The sequence below is a fragment of the Bacillus proteolyticus genome, from assembly GCF_001884065.1.
GTDB lineage: Bacteria > Bacillota > Bacilli > Bacillales > Bacillaceae_G > Bacillus_A > Bacillus_A proteolyticus.
Genome location: NZ_MACH01000127.1, coordinates 100027 through 116666 on the forward strand (window position 1 = coordinate 100027; position 16640 = coordinate 116666).

General features: G+C 35.8%; 16 protein-coding genes, 1 pseudogene and 2 riboswitches. Of the genes and pseudogenes, 8 read left to right on the forward strand and 9 right to left on the reverse strand.

The features are described from left to right. Positions 1-47: 47 nt before the first annotated feature. Positions 48-488, reverse strand: a pseudogene (locus BAQ49_RS22645) (ATPase, T2SS/T4P/T4SS family); the annotation flags it as partial. 205 nt (positions 489-693) lie between these two features. Between BAQ49_RS22645 and BAQ49_RS22650 the strand changes: the two are divergent. From BAQ49_RS22650 to BAQ49_RS22660, 3 genes are all read left to right on the forward strand, one after another. Further along, positions 694-1389: a helix-turn-helix transcriptional regulator gene (locus tag BAQ49_RS22650; protein WP_071747136.1), complete on the forward strand. Its 696-nt coding sequence runs from the start codon at positions 694-696 to the stop codon at positions 1387-1389. 131 nt (positions 1390-1520) lie between these two features. Next, positions 1521-1763, forward strand: a complete 243-nt coding sequence (locus tag BAQ49_RS22655) for a DUF2626 domain-containing protein (RefSeq protein ID WP_002015110.1) — start codon at positions 1521-1523, stop codon at positions 1761-1763. Between the two features lie 106 nt (positions 1764-1869). Further along, positions 1870-3264 (forward strand): L-cystine transporter, encoded by a 1395-nt coding sequence (locus tag BAQ49_RS22660; RefSeq protein WP_071747137.1) that lies wholly within the window; start codon positions 1870-1872, stop codon positions 3262-3264. Positions 3265-3344: 80 nt separating this feature from the next. Here the strand turns inward: BAQ49_RS22660 and BAQ49_RS22665 are convergent, their stop codons facing one another. Beyond that, the gene (locus BAQ49_RS22665) at positions 3345-3737 is read right to left on the reverse strand and encodes a hypothetical protein (RefSeq protein ID WP_071747138.1); all 393 of its coding nucleotides are present in this window, start codon (positions 3735-3737) and stop codon (positions 3345-3347) included. A gap of 88 nt (positions 3738-3825) precedes the next feature. Continuing rightward, positions 3826-4041, reverse strand: coding sequence for a DUF3912 family protein (locus BAQ49_RS22670; protein WP_071747139.1), 216 nt, complete (start codon positions 4039-4041; stop codon positions 3826-3828). Between the two features lie 252 nt (positions 4042-4293). Here BAQ49_RS22670 and BAQ49_RS22675 point away from each other — a divergent pair, with 252 nt between their 5' ends. Beyond that, positions 4294-4605 (forward strand): hypothetical protein, encoded by a 312-nt coding sequence (locus BAQ49_RS22675; protein WP_001095549.1) that lies wholly within the window; start codon positions 4294-4296, stop codon positions 4603-4605. Positions 4606-4640: 35 nt separating this feature from the next. On the opposite strand, the gene BAQ49_RS22680 is transcribed toward BAQ49_RS22675, so the two are convergent. From BAQ49_RS22680 to BAQ49_RS22705, 6 genes are all read right to left on the reverse strand, one after another. Beyond that, entirely contained in the window at positions 4641-5129 is a 489-nt protein-coding gene (locus tag BAQ49_RS22680; protein WP_071747140.1) for a hypothetical protein, read from the reverse strand. A 78-nt stretch (positions 5130-5207) separates the two neighbouring features. After that, positions 5208-5582 carry a nucleoside 2-deoxyribosyltransferase gene (locus BAQ49_RS22685; protein ID WP_071747141.1) on the reverse strand — a complete coding sequence of 125 codons (375 nt, stop codon included), beginning with the start codon at positions 5580-5582 and terminating at the stop codon, positions 5208-5210. Between the two features lie 95 nt (positions 5583-5677). After that, positions 5678-5938 carry a DUF3966 domain-containing protein gene (locus BAQ49_RS22690; RefSeq protein ID WP_083596079.1) on the reverse strand — a complete coding sequence of 87 codons (261 nt, stop codon included), beginning with the start codon at positions 5936-5938 and terminating at the stop codon, positions 5678-5680. Between the two features lie 95 nt (positions 5939-6033). Continuing rightward, positions 6034-7092: an undecaprenyldiphospho-muramoylpentapeptide beta-N-acetylglucosaminyltransferase gene (locus BAQ49_RS22695; protein ID WP_071747142.1), complete on the reverse strand. Its 1059-nt coding sequence runs from the start codon at positions 7090-7092 to the stop codon at positions 6034-6036. Positions 7093-7110: 18 nt separating this feature from the next. Next, positions 7111-10509, reverse strand: coding sequence for a methionine synthase (gene metH / locus BAQ49_RS22700; protein WP_071747143.1), 3399 nt, complete (start codon positions 10507-10509; stop codon positions 7111-7113). Further along, positions 10509-12341 (reverse strand): bifunctional homocysteine S-methyltransferase/methylenetetrahydrofolate reductase, encoded by a 1833-nt coding sequence (locus BAQ49_RS22705; RefSeq protein WP_071747144.1) that lies wholly within the window; start codon positions 12339-12341, stop codon positions 10509-10511. The genes metH and BAQ49_RS22705 overlap by 1 nt, the downstream gene beginning before the upstream one ends. A gap of 70 nt (positions 12342-12411) precedes the next feature. Continuing rightward, positions 12412-12521, reverse strand: a riboswitch (SAM riboswitch). Positions 12522-12723: 202 nt separating this feature from the next. Further along, a riboswitch (SAM riboswitch) is annotated at positions 12724-12834 on the forward strand. Between the two features lie 94 nt (positions 12835-12928). On the opposite strand from BAQ49_RS22705, the gene metI reads away from it, so the two are divergent. The 4 genes from metI (at position 12929) to BAQ49_RS22725 (ending at position 16571) form a co-directional block, all read left to right on the forward strand. Continuing rightward, positions 12929-14041, forward strand: a complete 1113-nt coding sequence (gene metI, locus BAQ49_RS22710; protein ID WP_071747145.1) for a cystathionine gamma-synthase/O-acetylhomoserine thiolyase — start codon at positions 12929-12931, stop codon at positions 14039-14041. After that, positions 14038-15201: a cystathionine beta-lyase gene (metC, locus tag BAQ49_RS22715; protein WP_071747146.1), complete on the forward strand. Its 1164-nt coding sequence runs from the start codon at positions 14038-14040 to the stop codon at positions 15199-15201. The genes metI and metC overlap by 4 nt, the downstream gene beginning before the upstream one ends. A 169-nt stretch (positions 15202-15370) precedes the next feature. After that, on the forward strand, positions 15371-15883 hold the full coding sequence (locus tag BAQ49_RS22720) for a cysteine hydrolase family protein (RefSeq protein WP_071747147.1): 513 nt from the start codon (positions 15371-15373) through the stop codon (positions 15881-15883). A 397-nt stretch (positions 15884-16280) separates the two neighbouring features. After that, complete coding sequence (locus BAQ49_RS22725) at positions 16281-16571, forward strand: ArsR/SmtB family transcription factor (protein ID WP_000894375.1); 291 nt, start codon at positions 16281-16283, stop codon at positions 16569-16571. Positions 16572-16640 lie beyond the last annotated feature (69 nt).

A 16640-nucleotide genomic window follows, 5' to 3' on the forward strand; every position in this document is an offset into this window, starting at 1 on the left:
AATCACCTACCTAAAGACAATTATATATAGTCGCCCCTAAGAACTCAACCAGTCGGCCCAGTAAATACGAGTAATCCATGAGAATGCTTTAAAAAAGAGAGTAATTTTTCCGCTGAACTTGGAAATAACGAAAGATGAGACAATGGCTGAACAGATGCTTGTAAATGGAGGCGAATAACGAGACTTTCTTGATATACTGTTGGAAGTGTTGAAAGGCGTAAATACACTTCTTGTCCATCAATTTGTAAGTCCAACGAACCATTTTGAGGTTTTCTCCTCTCTCCTATATCCATTGATGCTAAAAACTTAAAGTGCGAAACAAGCTTTTTGCCAAATTCCTTTTCAATACACCGTTTCGTAATTAAATCTTTTCCTATACGTAATTGAATTGCCACATCCTTCTGCCTGGGCACAATATGTAAGTCCGATGCTTGCACCCTACAAGCTTCTTTCATAATCGTATTCGCAAAAAGCTCGATACCATTCATCAAATTTCCCTCCTCACCATGTATATATCATGAAGAACTGGAAAAGAAAAATTAGGACTTTTGTATTTTCACTAGGATAAAAAGGGGAAATATGTTTGTGAAATTATGAACAATTTCCGAATTATTGTCTGAAATTACCTATATGGAAGTTTATCTGTATTATAATGTTAATATCTTGGATAAAGTGATAAAGGTGGAGATCCTAATGGAACAAGCTTTAAAAATTACAGGTGTGTTATCTGACCCTACTCGTTATTACATTTATAAATATATTTCTCAAAAGCATAGTTACGTAACTGTACAAGAAATCGCAGATGAGTTTGACATTCATCCAAACGTAGCTCGTTTACATTTATCTAAATTAGAAGATGTTAATATGCTCAAATCAGAAACAAAAAAAACTGGGAAAGGCGGAAGACCAAGCAGACTATACGTCTTGTCTCAAGATGTCATCCAGTTACAATTCCCATTTCGCGATTATCAATTATTAGCACAGATAGCATTTAATTCACTGCTAAGCCTAGGTAGCGCTGGTGAAAAAGCGCTATATGAAACAGGGAAACAATTCGGCAAAGAATTAATGCAACAACATATGCATCGCTTAAATGTAAGTGCAGAAGCATTGACGATAGAACAAAAAATGCAAATCGCAAAAGAAGCATTCTCAACAGCTGGTTTATCTCCTGCTTTTGAAATAAGTACGGATGGTACAAAAATTTTCTATGATGTACACAATTGTCCATTTAAAGAAGTTGCTGCGCATCATCCGACTGAAATTTGTAATATGCACGGAGATATGATGAAGGGGATATTTGAAATCCTATTCCCGGACGTGGAATTAACACGGAACAATAGTCTACTAGATGGATGCAAATCTTGTAACTATAAGGTTCAAATTTAGTTTTTCAACTAAGAAGAAGTCAATATTATAATTGGCTTCTTTCTTTTATATGAATGAATATTTACAATAGTTAGAAAAATAAACTATAATGAAAAGAGGTTTTACTTTTTTTAGAAAAGGAGGGAGATGGCATGGAGCGCATGTTTCGCGTTCTCGGCTTTTGGACTGGAATTTTCTCGGTTATGTTTTACGTAGGGGATATGCATTCGACCGCACTACTATTTTTAGGACAAACAGGATTCTTCGTACTTTTAAGTTATTTAAAATTAACAGAGCGTATGTATATATACGTATTCGGGGCATATTTAACCGTTTTCTTCATCGGATTTACATGGTACACAACATTTTTACTTGTCCCTGGAGCTGGGCATTAAGAGATGGCAAATTGCCATCTTTTTTTAATTCCGTAATTCCCTAGTTGACTTATAGGTTTTATTACCTTATATTCTATATAACAGATTGGAATTAGGGGGAATCAACATGAATACACTGCTTGTCGGAATTAACGTTGCAGTCATGCTCATTTTAGTTGGCGTATTGTATTATATGCAACGTAAGCATGTATCTTTTAATAAACGTGTATTTACTGCTTTAGGAGTCGGAATTATCTTCGGTCTTATATTACAATTTATTTATGAGCCTACTTCTAAAGTAATTATCGACTCAAATAACTGGTTTGGTTTAATTGGTAACGGTTATGTAAAATTGCTTCAAATGATTGTTATGCCACTTATTTTAGTATCTATTATTTCAGCATTTACAAAATTACAATTAACGAAAAACCTTGGTAAAATCAGTGGTCTTATTATCGGAATTTTAATTCTTACTACAGGAATTGCCGCAGCTGTCGGTATAGCTGCAAGCGCAGGATTTGATGTATCAGCAACAGGTTTACAACAAGGTGATGCAGAATCTGCTCGTCTGAAATTAGTAGAAGAAAGATTTACTTCTATTGAAAAGACAACAATTCCAGACAAATTATTAGAATTGTTACCTACAAATCCGTTTCTTGATTTAACAGGTGCTCGTCCAACATCAACAATTTCTGTCGTAATATTTGCAGCCTTTATCGGTATTGCCTTTATCGGTGTAAAACGAAAATATCCAGAACAAGCAGAGCTATTTAAGAAGATGCTTGATGCTGTATATGCAATCGTAATGCGTATGGTAACGTTAATTTTACGCCTTACTCCATACGGCGTATTAGCTCTTATGGCAAAAACAGTTGCTGGTAGCGATATAAATGCTATTTTAAAGCTTGGTAACTTCGTGTTAGCGTCTTACGTAGCACTTATCGTAATGTTCGTTATTCACTTATTATTAATTGCTCTATCTGGTTTAAATCCAATTCAATATTTGAAAAAGGTGTTCCCTGTATTAACATTTGCATTCACATCTCGCTCTAGTGCTGGTGCAATGCCATTAAATATTGAAGCACAAAAAGAAAAGCTTGGTATTTCTGAAGGAATTGCAAACTTCGCAGCTTCATTCGGGGTATCTATCGGTCAAAACGGTTGCGCAGGTATTTACCCAGCAATGCTTGCTATGATGGTCGCTCCAACTGTAGGAATTGATCCATTACAACCACAATTTATTTTAACTTTAATCGCTGTCGTTGCTATTAGCTCATTCGGTGTTGCCGGCGTTGGTGGCGGTGCAACATTCGCAGCATTAATCGTATTATCTACAATGAACTTACCAATCGGTATTGTCGCTCTAGTTATCTCAGTTGAGCCATTAATCGATATGGGGCGTACAGCTCTTAACGTAAGTGGTTCTATGACAGCAGGTCTTATTTCTAGTAAATGGCTTGGAGAATTAGATCACGATACGTACAATCAAGACGAGGTAAAAACTGGTGAGATTGCTTCATAATAAAAAAGGACGCTAACAATTTATACTGTTAGCGTCTTTTTTATTATGTTCCATCTCTATACATCTTATCTTGAAAATTATCACTCCAAGTATTCTTCTAGTTGCTCTTTTAACTCTTCCTCAATCTCATAATAAGATTCATCAACAAGTTCCCCTATTTTCTTACTCCCCAAAATCCTCGATTGAATTGGCATTCCTAAAAAAATATTTTCGCATTTCCAAATTGGAATATTATAAAATCCAATCATCTCTTTTTCTTCATCTAATATAGCTATGGCAACTGATGAATAATAACCCACCTCAAAAGGATGCTCTTTATCTTTAACAAGTTCCATAGATAGTTCCATGTTTTTCTCTATGTATAAATATGAATACTCTTTAAAAAGTTCAAGTGATATTCGCTCTATTTCATTCTCCATACATTGAATCTTCTCTTTCAACTCCAATGTAAGCTCCTGTGCTTTATATTTCATTTCCGCCTCCTTAAACGTAGAAAAAGAGAATACAATAACATATTCTCTTTTTCTCAAATATATTTCATTATCTCACAGCCCGTCCCTTTCACAAATAACCATTTTGCTCGCACCATGTATGAAATTGTCCTACGTCTACTCCAACTAACACGATATCCTTTAGCTCTACATCAATACTTTGTTCTCCAATTACAATAGCAAAGTGGGATTCTAATTGTTTTTCGCTTTTCTTTACAGTTCCAATTCGGTTCCGATACGGTCCGTCTTTTATATATGCTTTTTGTCCTACAATATCAAAGTTCAAGATTCTCACCTCTTTTACTGCGCTCAAATTGGAAATACAATCTCCACCTCGAAAAATTTCCTTTCATTGCACTATTTCTCTATATATATGACGAAACAATAAAAGAGTCCTTCCTTCTTTACAATTATTTTTTCTTTGTTTCATTTTTATGATTGAAACGTAAAGTTTATAATAAAATACACTTGGAAGCGCTTTCTGTGTAATTTTTTATGTTATAATATAAAAGTAGAACTTCGTAAAGAGGGTTAAAAAATGAATACAAACATGATTAAAAAAGTAATTGAAGCATTAAAAGTATATGGCTTTCAGGATGTATCATTCTGTGAAGAAACGAAGCAATTCTTATTTCATAACGAAACCGATATTATGAGCGGCTATGCAAAAATAACATATAGTAGTCAATTCGAAAAATTTAACGTGCAAATTCATCCAATTGAAACACATCACCAAGCAGAGTTACAAGAGGTTGAAAGACATATACAAGCTTGCATACGAAAAGTAGAGTATTTAAATGCACTTCTTACTGGACAAACAAAGCTAGATGATAAAATTATTATTATGTAAAAAAAAGAACGTGATATCCTCACGTTCTTTTTTCATTATACGTTCATCTTTTCCTTCAGTTGTAATCCTGTAATGGATTCTAATACATCCATCGCTTCTCCAAACGTCATATCAAAAATCGTCTTATCCTCTATGTATGGAAACTGTCTGAAACGCTTTTCTAACATCTTCACAGCATCTGATGTAAAGTTTGCACTATCAACACCAAATTCTGTTTCAAGAAGTACGATCCAATCTAACACATGAAAACCTAATCCATTTACGAATGAAATCAGCTTTTCTTCTGGCTGTGAAGCTAAGAATACGTATCGCTCCATCTCACTGAACAATTCTTCGCCTAAAACTTCTGCTAATTCATCATCATGTTCGCGTTCAATAATCTCTTCATATCCGTAATCATCAGTAAGCTCTTCCACTTCTTCACTATCTGCAAAAAGCAATTGGCTAAGAAGCGCACCTTTCTTAAATTCACTGTTTTGTACAACTTCTAAAAAACTTGTTTCCCATCCATTTTCTAATTTCATATGTATAACTCCTTTATATACTTTACTTATCATCACTGTACCCAAAAGATCACTTTTATAACCTTTAGGTAATTACTATTATTCCATATACTTCATAACATAAGATGCAAACTCGGCTGCATCTCCTTCAAAAATATTTATCTCCGGTAAATGATAAAACGTTGTTTGCAGCGGGTTTCCTTCATGATATACATATATCTTTTTCTCTAACGCAATCGCCATTCCAAACTCTGTATGACTTCCATTTCCGCCATCTAATATAAGTAAAAAGACATCTGCTTCTCGAATCGCTTTTTGTTCTTCTTCACCAATTTTTTGCAATTGTTCTCTATTAGTTGCTCTTTCATTTTTCGTCCAATCATATGTATGATGCCATCCTTCTTCTTTCAACTGGCTTGATACGAAACGTACAAGATGCTTATTTTGAAATCCCGAGGCAATATAAAATTTCATTTATGTCCACCCTTTAAATACGTATGGGGAAACTCCTTTTTAGCGTTAATGGTTGTAGAAATAATTAAGGAAGACCGCAAAAAAAATCCCCATCTTTAGAACTTATTTGCGTTTAAATGATGGGGTGCTTCATGGTCTTCTTTTATTTTTTGTTTTTTATAACTTTCATCAGCTAACATTTCTAATTCAGCTGTTATCTCTGATTTTTCAAGCTCTCGTTCTTGTGAAAATTTCCGTGAAATATAAACAATAACACTACCAACGTACAACACAAAGCATATAATAAGTGCAGTATTTTCATAGAGACTTAGCTCCAACACAGTCACTCCTAATCCATTCGTATTTTCACGCTTAATCAATTGGAATTTCCCTACTAACCATTTGTTATTGTAACATAAATATATCAATTCTTGGAATCTTTCATCCTATTAAAAAAGGCATGATTATATAATCATGCCTCTGAAATATGTTGAATGATAGTTTTAATTGCTTCTTTTCCATTATATTTTTTTAATGCTGTTTTATACGTCTCATTATTATGAGATAGCTCCTCTATATGCTTTATAAGCGCGTTCACCGTTACATCCTCTTCATATAATACCGATGCATACCCTTGTCTTTTAAAGGATTCCGCATTTAAAATTTGGTCTCCACGGCTTGCAAATTTCGATAACGGAATTAAAACCATTGGCTTTTGCAATGTTAAAAACTCAAAAATTGCATTGGAACCCGCACGCGAAATAACAAAATCTGTTGCCGCTAATATGTCTGGCAACTCCCCATGTACATATTCAAACTGTCTATATCCTTCTTTATTTTGTAAACTTTCATCGAGATTACCTTTTCCGCAGAGATGAACAATTTGATACTTTTTAAGAAGTTCTGACAACGCCTCTCGAACTGTTTCATTAATTTTCTTCGCGCCTAAACTTCCTCCCATGATCGTAATAACCGGCTTTTTACGTGAAAACCCTAGAAACTCTAAACCTCTTTCACGATTTCCGCTTACTACGTCTTCACGTACAGGCGATCCTGTATATACTACTTTCTCTTTTGGTAAGTGCTTCGCAGCTTCTTCAAATGTAACAAATATTTTCGAGGCAAAACGGAGCGCAATTTTATTTGCTAGTCCAGGTGTCATATCAGATTCATGTAGTAAAACTGGCACCCTATTTAACCATCCCCCAATTACGACTGGTACAGATACGAAACCACCTTTTGAAAAAATAACATCCGGTTTTAGTTTACGAATTGTTACATACGCATCCATAACACCCTTCATTACGAGAAAAGGATCTTTTATATTTTTCAAATCAAAATAACGACGTAGCTTCCCGCTTGCAATACTATAGTAAGGTATTCCTTCTTTTTCTATAATCGTTTTCTCAATCCCTTGATGAGAACCAATATAAGAGATATCCCAGTTCTGCTTTTGTAAATGTGGAATAATGGCTAAATTAGGTGTTACATGCCCTGCCGAACCGCCACCTGTAAAGACTATTTTTTTCATACGTCTCCCCCTTCTACACTATAGTACACTAAAATACCTTGCCTCAGGGTGAGAAAATACCATAGCCGTTACAGACGCTTCTGGCTCCATCATAAATCCTTCTGTTAATGAAATACCTATTTCTTCTGGATGAATTAAGCGAAACAATTTTTCCTGGTCAGCAAGTTCTGGACATGCTGGATAACCAAATGACACGCGAATGCCTCTATATTTTGTACGGAAACGTTCTTCCATCGTCAGTTCAGGTGAGTCTGGAATGCCCCAACGATCACGAATGAGCATATGTGTTTTTTCAGCAAGTCCTTCTGCTAATTCAAGCGCTAACGATTGAATGGCATGACTGCGTAAATAATCACCCTTCGCCTTCCACTCTTCAGCGATGTCCCGAACTCCTTCCCCAACAGTAACAGATAAGAAAGCAACATAATCCATTTCATCTCCAATCGGCCGTAAATAATCACCTAAAGTACGGTATGGGGCCTTTCCTTGTCTAGGGAATGTGAAACGCTCTATAATACGCGTATGATCTTCTGGATCATATATTACAATGTTTTGTCCGTCGCTTTGCGCTGAGAAAAATTGATACACTGCTTTCGGGCGTAACCAAGATTGTCCTTCTTGTAATAATTCATCGATTAAATCATTTAATTCGTGCGCTCTTCTATCTCCTTCTTTCAGGAGTTTTTTTACATTTCCTTTTAATCCGAGATGATGTCCAAGTAGCATTTGTCTATTTAAAAACGGCGCGAGATGTGCAACTGGAATATCGCGTAATACAATTCGTTTTGTTGAATCAGGTATCATAACCTCCGCCTTCGGTAATGGCTCAATTACTGCTGGAATTTCCACTTGTTTCTCTTCTTTTTTAACGATATGAAGATGACGTTCTTTTTTATCCTGTTTCATCTTCTCACGTTCTTCTTCTTTTTGAAGCTTATTAATAATATCAAGCCCCGTCATCGCATCACTCGCATAGCATACGAGCCCTTTATATGATGGAGAAATACGATTATCTGTAAATTTTCTCGTTAGCGCTGCACCACCGACAACGATTGGAATATCAATATTTGCCGCTTTTAAATCTTCAGCTGTTGTTACCATTTGTTGGGCTGATTTTACTAACAAACCAGAAAGACCAATAATATCAGGCTTCTTCTCTTGTACTTCTTGAACAATTCGATCCGAACGAACATTAATCCCTAAATTAATAATTTCATATCCGTTATTTGATAAAATAATTTCAACGAGATTTTTCCCAATATCATGTACGTCACCTTTTACAGTCGCTAATAATACTTTCCCTTTTTTCGCGCTATCACTAGACTCCATATGTGGCTCTAAATAACTTACGGCAGCTTTCATACTTTCAGCACTTTGCAATACTTCAGCAACGATAAGTTCATTACCATTAAATAATCGCCCCACCTCGTCCATTCCTGTCATAAGTGGACCATTAATAATATCAAGAGGTTTTCGTCCTTCTGTAAGCGCGAGACTTAAATCTTCATGTAATCCTTGCTTCGTACCTTCTACAATATAATTTGCTAATCGTTCATCAAGCGTTAGTGTTTCTTGTATAACGACATCTTTCTTTTTAGCAACACGATAAAAGTTTGTAAATTCTTCTAATGTCTCTTTCGTCGTTTCAAATAATAATGCATCTGCAAGACGTTTTTCTTCCTCTGGAATTGACGCATAGCGCTCCAATTTTTCCGTATTGACAATCGCATAGTCTAATCCCGCTTTCGTTGCATGATATAGAAAGACCGAATTTAATACTTCACGGCCCGCCGGCGGTAAACCAAATGATATATTACTCACCCCTAAAATTGTTAAACATTCTGGTAACGCTTCTTTAATAAGACGAATTCCTTCTATAGTCGCTGCCGCTGAGCCTATATATTCTTCATCACCTGTCCCTACAGGAAACACAAGCGCATCAAAAATAATATCAGATGGACGTATACCATACTTCGTCGTTAGTAACTCATAGCTTCTTTTAGCAATTTCTATCTTTCTTTCTGCACTAACTGCCATACCATCTTCATCAATTGTCCCTACAACTATAGCAGCACCGTATTTCCGAAGAAGAGGTGTCACTTTTTCAAACCGTTCTTCTCCATCTTCTAAATTAATAGAATTGATAACACCTTTTCCTTGAATATAAGTTAGAGCTCTTGCCATAACATTTTCATCTGTTGAATCAATCATAATCGGTACTTTTAATACTTTCGTAACTTCTGCCAAGAATCTTTCCATATCTTCTATTTCATCACGGTCAGGGTCTGCCATACAAATATCAATAATATGAGCATTCTTCTTCACTTGCGCTCTTGCCACTTCAGCTGCCTCTTCAAATTTCCCTTCTGCTACTAATCTTTTAAACTTGCGTGATCCAATTACGTTCGTCCTTTCTCCAACAAATAACGGTCTCATAGAATCATCATATTGCAACGCCTCTAATCCACTAACTCCATGCCCTTCTCGTTCATGTTGTTCACGTGGCTTAAGAGATGCTAACGCGGATTTCATTGCACTTATATGTTCTGGTGTTGTACCACAACAACCACCAATAATATTAACCCAACCTTCTTCGGCAAATCGCTTTACTTTTTCCGCGAGAGAAGATGGAGATTCATGATAGTGTCCATCTTCATCAGGAAGACCTGCATTTGGATAACAAGAAATATAACACTCCGATAAATCAGATAAGGAACGAATATGTTCCCTCATAAATTCCGGACCAGTCGCACAGTTTAATCCAACCGATAATGGCTTCATATGCTCTATCGATAAATAAAAGGCTTCTATCGTTTGCCCCGCTAAAGTCGTTCCCATCGGTTCAATCGTTCCAGAAATCATAATAGGAACCGTTTTATTTAGTTCATCAAAAGCTGCTTGAATTCCAATATACGCAGCTTTCACATTACGCATATCTTGACTCGTCTCCACAAGTAGTACATCAATTTCGCCCTTCAATAACCCTCTCGCCTGCCTTGTATAGGCTTCAATCAGTTCCTCAAATGTAACTCCTCCTGTAACACTAATCGCTTTCGTTGTCGGCCCCATCGCACCTGCAACATATACTTCCTTCCCGCTTTCTTTAACAGCTTGCTTCGCCAATAGTGCTGCCTTTTCATTTAGTTCTTCATCTAAATGAGACAACTCATAATCACTTAATACAATATTCGTCGCACCAAATGTATTTGTTTCAATGATGTCAGCTCCAGCTTCAATATAAGCTTTATGAATCTTTAAAATAACATCTGGCCTTGTTTCTACTAAATATTCATTACACCCTTCGTACTCTTCTCCTCCGAAATCTTCCACAGTTAAGTCCTCTTGCTGTATCATCGTCCCCATTGCACCATCTAATATTAGAATGCTATTTTGTAATCTTTCTTCTATACACTTCATCAATTAATACCCTCTTTCACTTCTTGCTTTGCTCTTACATATTTCACGAGATGTTCTGTAATTTCATATTTTAAAAATGGTGTAATAAGATAAACACCGTTAAAGTATTTCATCGCCGTATCGATTAACTCTTGTGAAATACGAATCCCTTCCTCAATAGCCGCCTCTTTCGTTTCATGTCCATCCATTCTTTGTCTTATCTCTTCTGGAAGAGTAATACCAGGCACTTCAAAATGAAGAAAATCTGCATTCCGCTTACTTACTAACGGCATAATCCCAATAAAGATAGGTTGTTCCAAATGCTTTGTCGCTTCATACACTTCCTCAACTAACGCTATATCGTAAATTGGCTGAGTTAAGAAATATTCCGCTCCAGCATCTATTTTCCGTTCCATTCGCTTAACCGCTGCTTTTAAATGTCTTACATGCGGATTAAACGCACCGCCGACAGAAAATCTTGTTGCCGGACCAATTGATTTCCCTAAAATGGAACGCCCATCGTTCATTTCTTTAATCATTTTTATGAGCTCAATAGAAGACAAATCATATACAGAAGTTGCACCTGGGAAATCACCAACACGCGCTGGATCACCAGTTAAAGCTAGCACTTCCTCCATCCCTAACGCCGATAAACCTAATAAATGAGATTGTAGTCCAATGACGTTATGATCTCTACACGTTAAATGAGTCAATACCGGAATATCATGCTTTGTTAATAACGCACCCATTGCCATATTCGAAACGCGAGGCGATGCTAATGAATTATCTGCTAGAGTAATAGCATCTGCCCCAGCTCTTTTCAGTGCTCTTGCCCCTTCAAAAAAACGCTGCGTGTCTAATGTTTTCGGTGGGTCTAGTTCCACTACAACTGTCGTTTGTTTCTTTGCTTTCTCTGCTAGAGTGACGTGAGATTTCGAACGTTTCTCGTGTGTATGAACTACTTTTGGTCTTTGAATCGTGTCCTTTTCTATTACAGGTATAGCATTTGCAATAGCGCGCTTCATACTTTCAATATGTTCTGGAGTAGTACCACAACAACCACCCAATAACCGAATACCTTGCTCAATAAATTTCGGTGTCATCGCTTCGAAATAAGCCGGACTTCCCTCATATACGTAACGTCCCTCCACATAATTCGGGAGACCTGCATTTGGATATGCTGACAAGTAGCCATTTTGAGGAATCGATATCATTTTAAAAGCTTCCGTCATATGAAGTGGTCCTAGTTGGCAGTTCAATCCAACAACATTCGCACCGTAATCTAAGAGCTGTTTTAATATTTCATTTACATCATTTCCATTTTGAGTCGTACCTGCCTCATGTAACGCTAATTGGGCTACAATTGGAATATTCGTTTGTTTTCGTAACACCTTAACAGCATGAAGTAATTCAAATTCATCATAGAAAGTCTCTAATAGCAATCCATCAACCTGTTCTTCTAGTAAAGCACCTGCCTGCTCAAGTAACATAAACTCCCTTTCCATATCAGTTGTTGTAACAGCTCCAATATGTTTCATACCACCAATTGTTCCTAAAATTGCATTTCTTTCTGTAACAGATGCTTTCGCAATCTTCACTGCTGCTTTATTAATTTGAACAACTTGATTCTCTAAGCCATACATACGTAATTTCGCTTCATTTGCTCCATACGTATTCGTCTGGATAACATCCGCTCCAGCAGCTACATATTGTTTATGAATCGATATAATTAAGTCTGGATCAGACAAATTCAATTCTTCAAAACTACTTTGTAAACCATGCGAATGTAATAACGTTCCAACCGCACCATCACCTATTACAATTCCTTTTGATAATAAATCTAGTAATTTCACGAATCTCCCTCATTTCTATCAATATAAAAACCCCCTCTTCACTTTGAAGAGGGGGACATAATTGTTCCGCCTCTTATTATGCAAAACATTCGTTTTGCAGGTATTAGCACCGTTTCAAACATTTCGTTTGCAGGTTGCCGGGTTTCACAGGGCCTTTCCCTCCACCGCTCTCAATAAGAGTTGTCTTTATTATTTTATTTATGTAGCTAAAAGGAAATACGTTCCCCTTTTAACAATGTTTGTTAATTTTTTATAAATTTAGCATGCACAAATATAAAAGTCAATGACACTTGCGGAAAAATAAAAATTATTTAAAATAAAGTTGCAATTCAATTAACTTTTGTTGTAAAGTTAAAAACATAATAAAAATTTCATACGAACATTCTTATCTAGAGAGGTAGAGGGACTGGCCCTATGACGCCTCAGCAACCATTAACAATTTGTTAATAAGGTGCTAATTCCAGCAAATTGTGAAAGATTTGACAGATGAGAAGAAGACTCTATTCAATCCGAAAGCCTTCTTCTTAGAAGGCTTTTTTTATTTTATATTCAACTACTCGTTCAATTTAAAAAGGAGGAATTTTTACATGTCAACTATCGAAACAAAACTAGCACAAATCGGAAATCGTAGCGAAACTACAACAGGAACTGTTAATCCACCCGTTTATTTCTCAACCGCTTATCGTCACGAAGGACTTGGTAGATCTACCGGATTTGACTATTCACGAACTGGAAATCCAACTCGTGGTCTTTTAGAACAGGCAATCGCAGATTTAGAATATGGCGAACAAGGTTATGCCTGTAGTTCAGGTATGGCAGCTGTTCTCCTCGTCCTTTCATTATTCCGTTCTGGAGATGAACTTATTGTATCCGAAGATTTATACGGGGGAACGTATCGCTTATTTTCCGAACACGAAAAAAAGTGGAATGTTCGATGTAGATACGTAAATACACAATCTATTAAACAAATTGAGCAAGCTATCACAACTGAAACGAAGGCTATTTTCATAGAAACTCCGACTAATCCATTAATGCAAGTTACTGATATTGCCGCTGTCGCAACTGTAGCGAAAAGACACGGACTACTTCTTATCGTAGACAATACATTCTACACTCCTTATATACAGCAACCATTAACAGAAGGTGCCGATATCGTACTTCATAGTGCAACGAAGTATTTAGGCGGGCATAACGATGTACTAAGCGGACTTGTCGTGGCAAAAGGAAAAGAACTTTGTGAAGAAATTGCTCATTATCATAATGCCTCCGGTGCTGTCTTAAGCCCATTTGACTCATGGCTATTAATTCGTGGTATGAAAACTTTAGCGCTTCGCATGAGACAACATGAAGAAAATGCGAAAACAATTGTTGCTTATTTAAATGATGAAGACGGTGTGACAGATGTATTTTATCCAGGAAGAGGCGGTATGATTTCGTTTCGTCTTCAAGATGAAACATGGATTAATCCATTCTTACAATCTTTATCCTTAATCACATTTGCTGAAAGTCTTGGTGGTGTAGAGAGTTTAATGACTTACCCAGCAACGCAAACGCATGCTGATATTCCTGAAGAAATCAGAACGGCAAACGGTGTATGTAATCGTCTTCTTCGATTCTCCGTCGGCATTGAAAATAGTAACGATTTAATTCAAGACTTAAAGCAAGCCATTAAACTTGTAAAAGAAGGTGTAAGCATATGAGTTATTCTATCGATACACTCTTACTACACAACCAGTATAAACATGATACTCAAACAGGAGCTGTTAACGTTCCTATTTATAACACATCAACATTTCACCAGTTTGACGTAGATGCTTTCGGGAAATACGACTATAGCCGATCGGGTAATCCAACTCGTGAAGCTCTTGAAGATATCATTGCTTTATTAGAGGGCGGAACAAAAGGATTCGCATTTGCATCAGGAATTGCAGCGATTTCCACTGCATTTCTCCTTCTTTCACAAGGTGATCACGTACTCATTTCAGAAGACGTATACGGAGGCACTTACCGAATTATAACTGAAGTACTCTCTCGTTACGGTGTTTCACATACATTTGTAGATATGACAAATATGGAAGAAGTAAAAGAAAACATTAAACCAAATACGAAGCTATTTTATGTAGAAACACCTTCTAATCCACTTTTAAAAGTGACAGATATTCGTGCTGTTTCTAAGCTTGCAAAATCTATTGGTGCTCTTACTTTTGTTGATAATACATTTTTGACACCACTATTCCAGAAGCCACTTGATCTTGGAGCCGATGTTGTTCTTCATAGTGCCACAAAATTTATTGCTGGCCATAGCGATGTTACTGCCGGATTAGCGGTCGTAAAAGATGCCGAACTCGCTCAAAAACTTGGATTTTTACAAAATGCATTCGGCGCTATTTTAGGGCCTCAAGATTGTTCTCTCGTACTTCGCGGTCTAAAAACATTGCATGTACGCCTTGAGCATTCAGCTGCAAATGCCAATAAAATTGCACATTATTTACAAGAGCACGCTAAAGTTAAAAACGTCTATTATCCAGGATTACAAACACATCTTGGATTTGATATACAACAATCTCAAGCTACATCAGCCGGAGCTGTCCTATCTTTTACTTTACAGTCAGAAGATGCACTCCGCCAATTTTTATCAAAAGTAAAATTACCTGTCTTTGCGGTTAGTTTAGGAGCTGTCGAATCGATTCTTTCCTACCCAGCTAAAATGTCACATGCAGCACTATCGCAAGAAGCTCGAGATGAAAGAGGTATTTCTAATTCATTACTTCGTTTATCTGTCGGCCTTGAAAATGTTGATGATTTAATATCTGATTTTGAAAATGCTCTTTCTTATGTAGAAGAACCTGTAAATGTATAGAGAGAAAAGAAGATATGAAATTAAGTTTTCATATCTTCTTTTTATGCTGTCTAACATATTCGTTTTAATCCTTTTCTGTCTGTATAGTTCATTAAAAAATAAAAGTGCATTATCTATTTCCAAGTAATGGATTAATTGATATATTAAGAAATAAAAGGGGCAAAAAATAATGGATACTTGTGCAGATGTTTTAATCGTTATCGATTTACAAAATGGAGTATGTTATAGCGGAGAGCATTTATTTGATTTACAAAATTTACTTACAAAAGTAAATAAAAGAATTTCTTCATATAGAAAATCAAATAAACCAATCATTTTTGTTCAACATTGCGATGATGATTTAGTACCCGAAAAAGAAATTTGGGCTATTCATACCGATCTAGATGTTCAAGAACAAGATTTTTTTGTAAGAAAAACACATGCCAATTCATTTTATAAAACAAACTTAAAAGAGATTTTAGATCAATTATCTGTACATCGTATTGAATTTTGTGGTGCCCAAACAGAGTACTGTATGGATGCTACAATTAAATTTGCCCACGGACTGAGATACGAAAACTTCATGGTACAGAAAACAACCTCTACGTTAAATAATCCATTTATGTCCGCAAAAGAGACAATTGATTTTTATGAGAATATATGGAACCACAGATTTTTAAAGTTGATAAAGGATGAACTCTAGAATAAAGGACTCAAATATTTAATCATCACCATAAGAAAGCTGATTATAATCAGCTTCTTTTAACCTGTTTTATATTCTATATATATCATTATAATTCCTTTTTCATATTATTTTAAAAATTTCGTATATTCATTTGAAAGAATAAGAAAATCATGATAAAATTGTGTTACAAATATATCTATATCTTTCAATTTTTAAAACGCATCAAAATTTTCACCCAAAAGTGTCATTTTACAAAACCGTACAAATTGATCTATTTTATTTACATCAGGGTCTCTTTTCTTACAATTTCTTTACTTTAGGACTTTTTTTCTGCAACAACTGTTTTCTTTTCTTTAATTTTTTGGTATGTATAGTATGGTATGGTATAACAGCTCACACGGAGGTGGAAAAGAACATGTTAGAAACCTTTCAAAAAGAAATAGAACTATATGAAAGCAATGCAGAATTATTGAAAGTGCTTGCTCATCCTGTTCGCTTATGTATTGTAAAAGGATTAATTGAACGTGGCCCAAGCAATGTTTCTACAATGTACACTGGCTTAAACATGCCACAATCTACAATTTCACAGCATTTAGCAAAGTTAAAAAGTGCTAAAATCGTTTCTAGTGAAAGAAAAGGATTAGAAATTTACTACAAAGTAGAAAACGAAACAATTATTCAACTCGTTCGCGTATTATTAGGTTAGGGACTAATAGACAGAGAAAAAGAACGTATTCTATATTTTTCATCTCATATCTTTAATATAAATATATAT

Bases quoted from the DNA above. Each gene is read 5' to 3' on its own strand.
- BAQ49_RS22650 (WP_071747136.1), top strand. From the start codon at position 694: ATGGAACAAGCTTTAAAAATTACAGGTGTGTTATCTGACCCTACTCGT.
- BAQ49_RS22655 (WP_002015110.1), top strand. From the start codon at position 1,521: ATGGAGCGCATGTTTCGCGTTCTCGGCTTTTGGACTGGAATTTTCTCG.
- BAQ49_RS22660 (WP_071747137.1), top strand. From the start codon at position 1,870: ATGAATACACTGCTTGTCGGAATTAACGTTGCAGTCATGCTCATTTTA.
- BAQ49_RS22665 (WP_071747138.1), bottom strand. From the start codon at position 3,737: ATGAAATATAAAGCACAGGAGCTTACATTGGAGTTGAAAGAGAAGATT.
- BAQ49_RS22675 (WP_001095549.1), top strand. From the start codon at position 4,294: ATGAATACAAACATGATTAAAAAAGTAATTGAAGCATTAAAAGTATAT.
- BAQ49_RS22680 (WP_071747140.1), bottom strand. From the start codon at position 5,129: ATGAAATTAGAAAATGGATGGGAAACAAGTTTTTTAGAAGTTGTACAA.
- BAQ49_RS22685 (WP_071747141.1), bottom strand. From the start codon at position 5,582: ATGAAATTTTATATTGCCTCGGGATTTCAAAATAAGCATCTTGTACGT.
- BAQ49_RS22695 (WP_071747142.1), bottom strand. From the start codon at position 7,092: ATGAAAAAAATAGTCTTTACAGGTGGCGGTTCGGCAGGGCATGTAACA.
- metH (WP_071747143.1), bottom strand. From the start codon at position 10,509: ATGAAGTGTATAGAAGAAAGATTACAAAATAGCATTCTAATATTAGAT.
- metI (WP_071747145.1), top strand. From the start codon at position 12,929: ATGTCAACTATCGAAACAAAACTAGCACAAATCGGAAATCGTAGCGAA.
- metC (WP_071747146.1), top strand. From the start codon at position 14,038: ATGAGTTATTCTATCGATACACTCTTACTACACAACCAGTATAAACAT.
- BAQ49_RS22720 (WP_071747147.1), top strand. From the start codon at position 15,371: ATGGATACTTGTGCAGATGTTTTAATCGTTATCGATTTACAAAATGGA.
- BAQ49_RS22725 (WP_000894375.1), top strand. From the start codon at position 16,281: ATGTTAGAAACCTTTCAAAAAGAAATAGAACTATATGAAAGCAATGCA.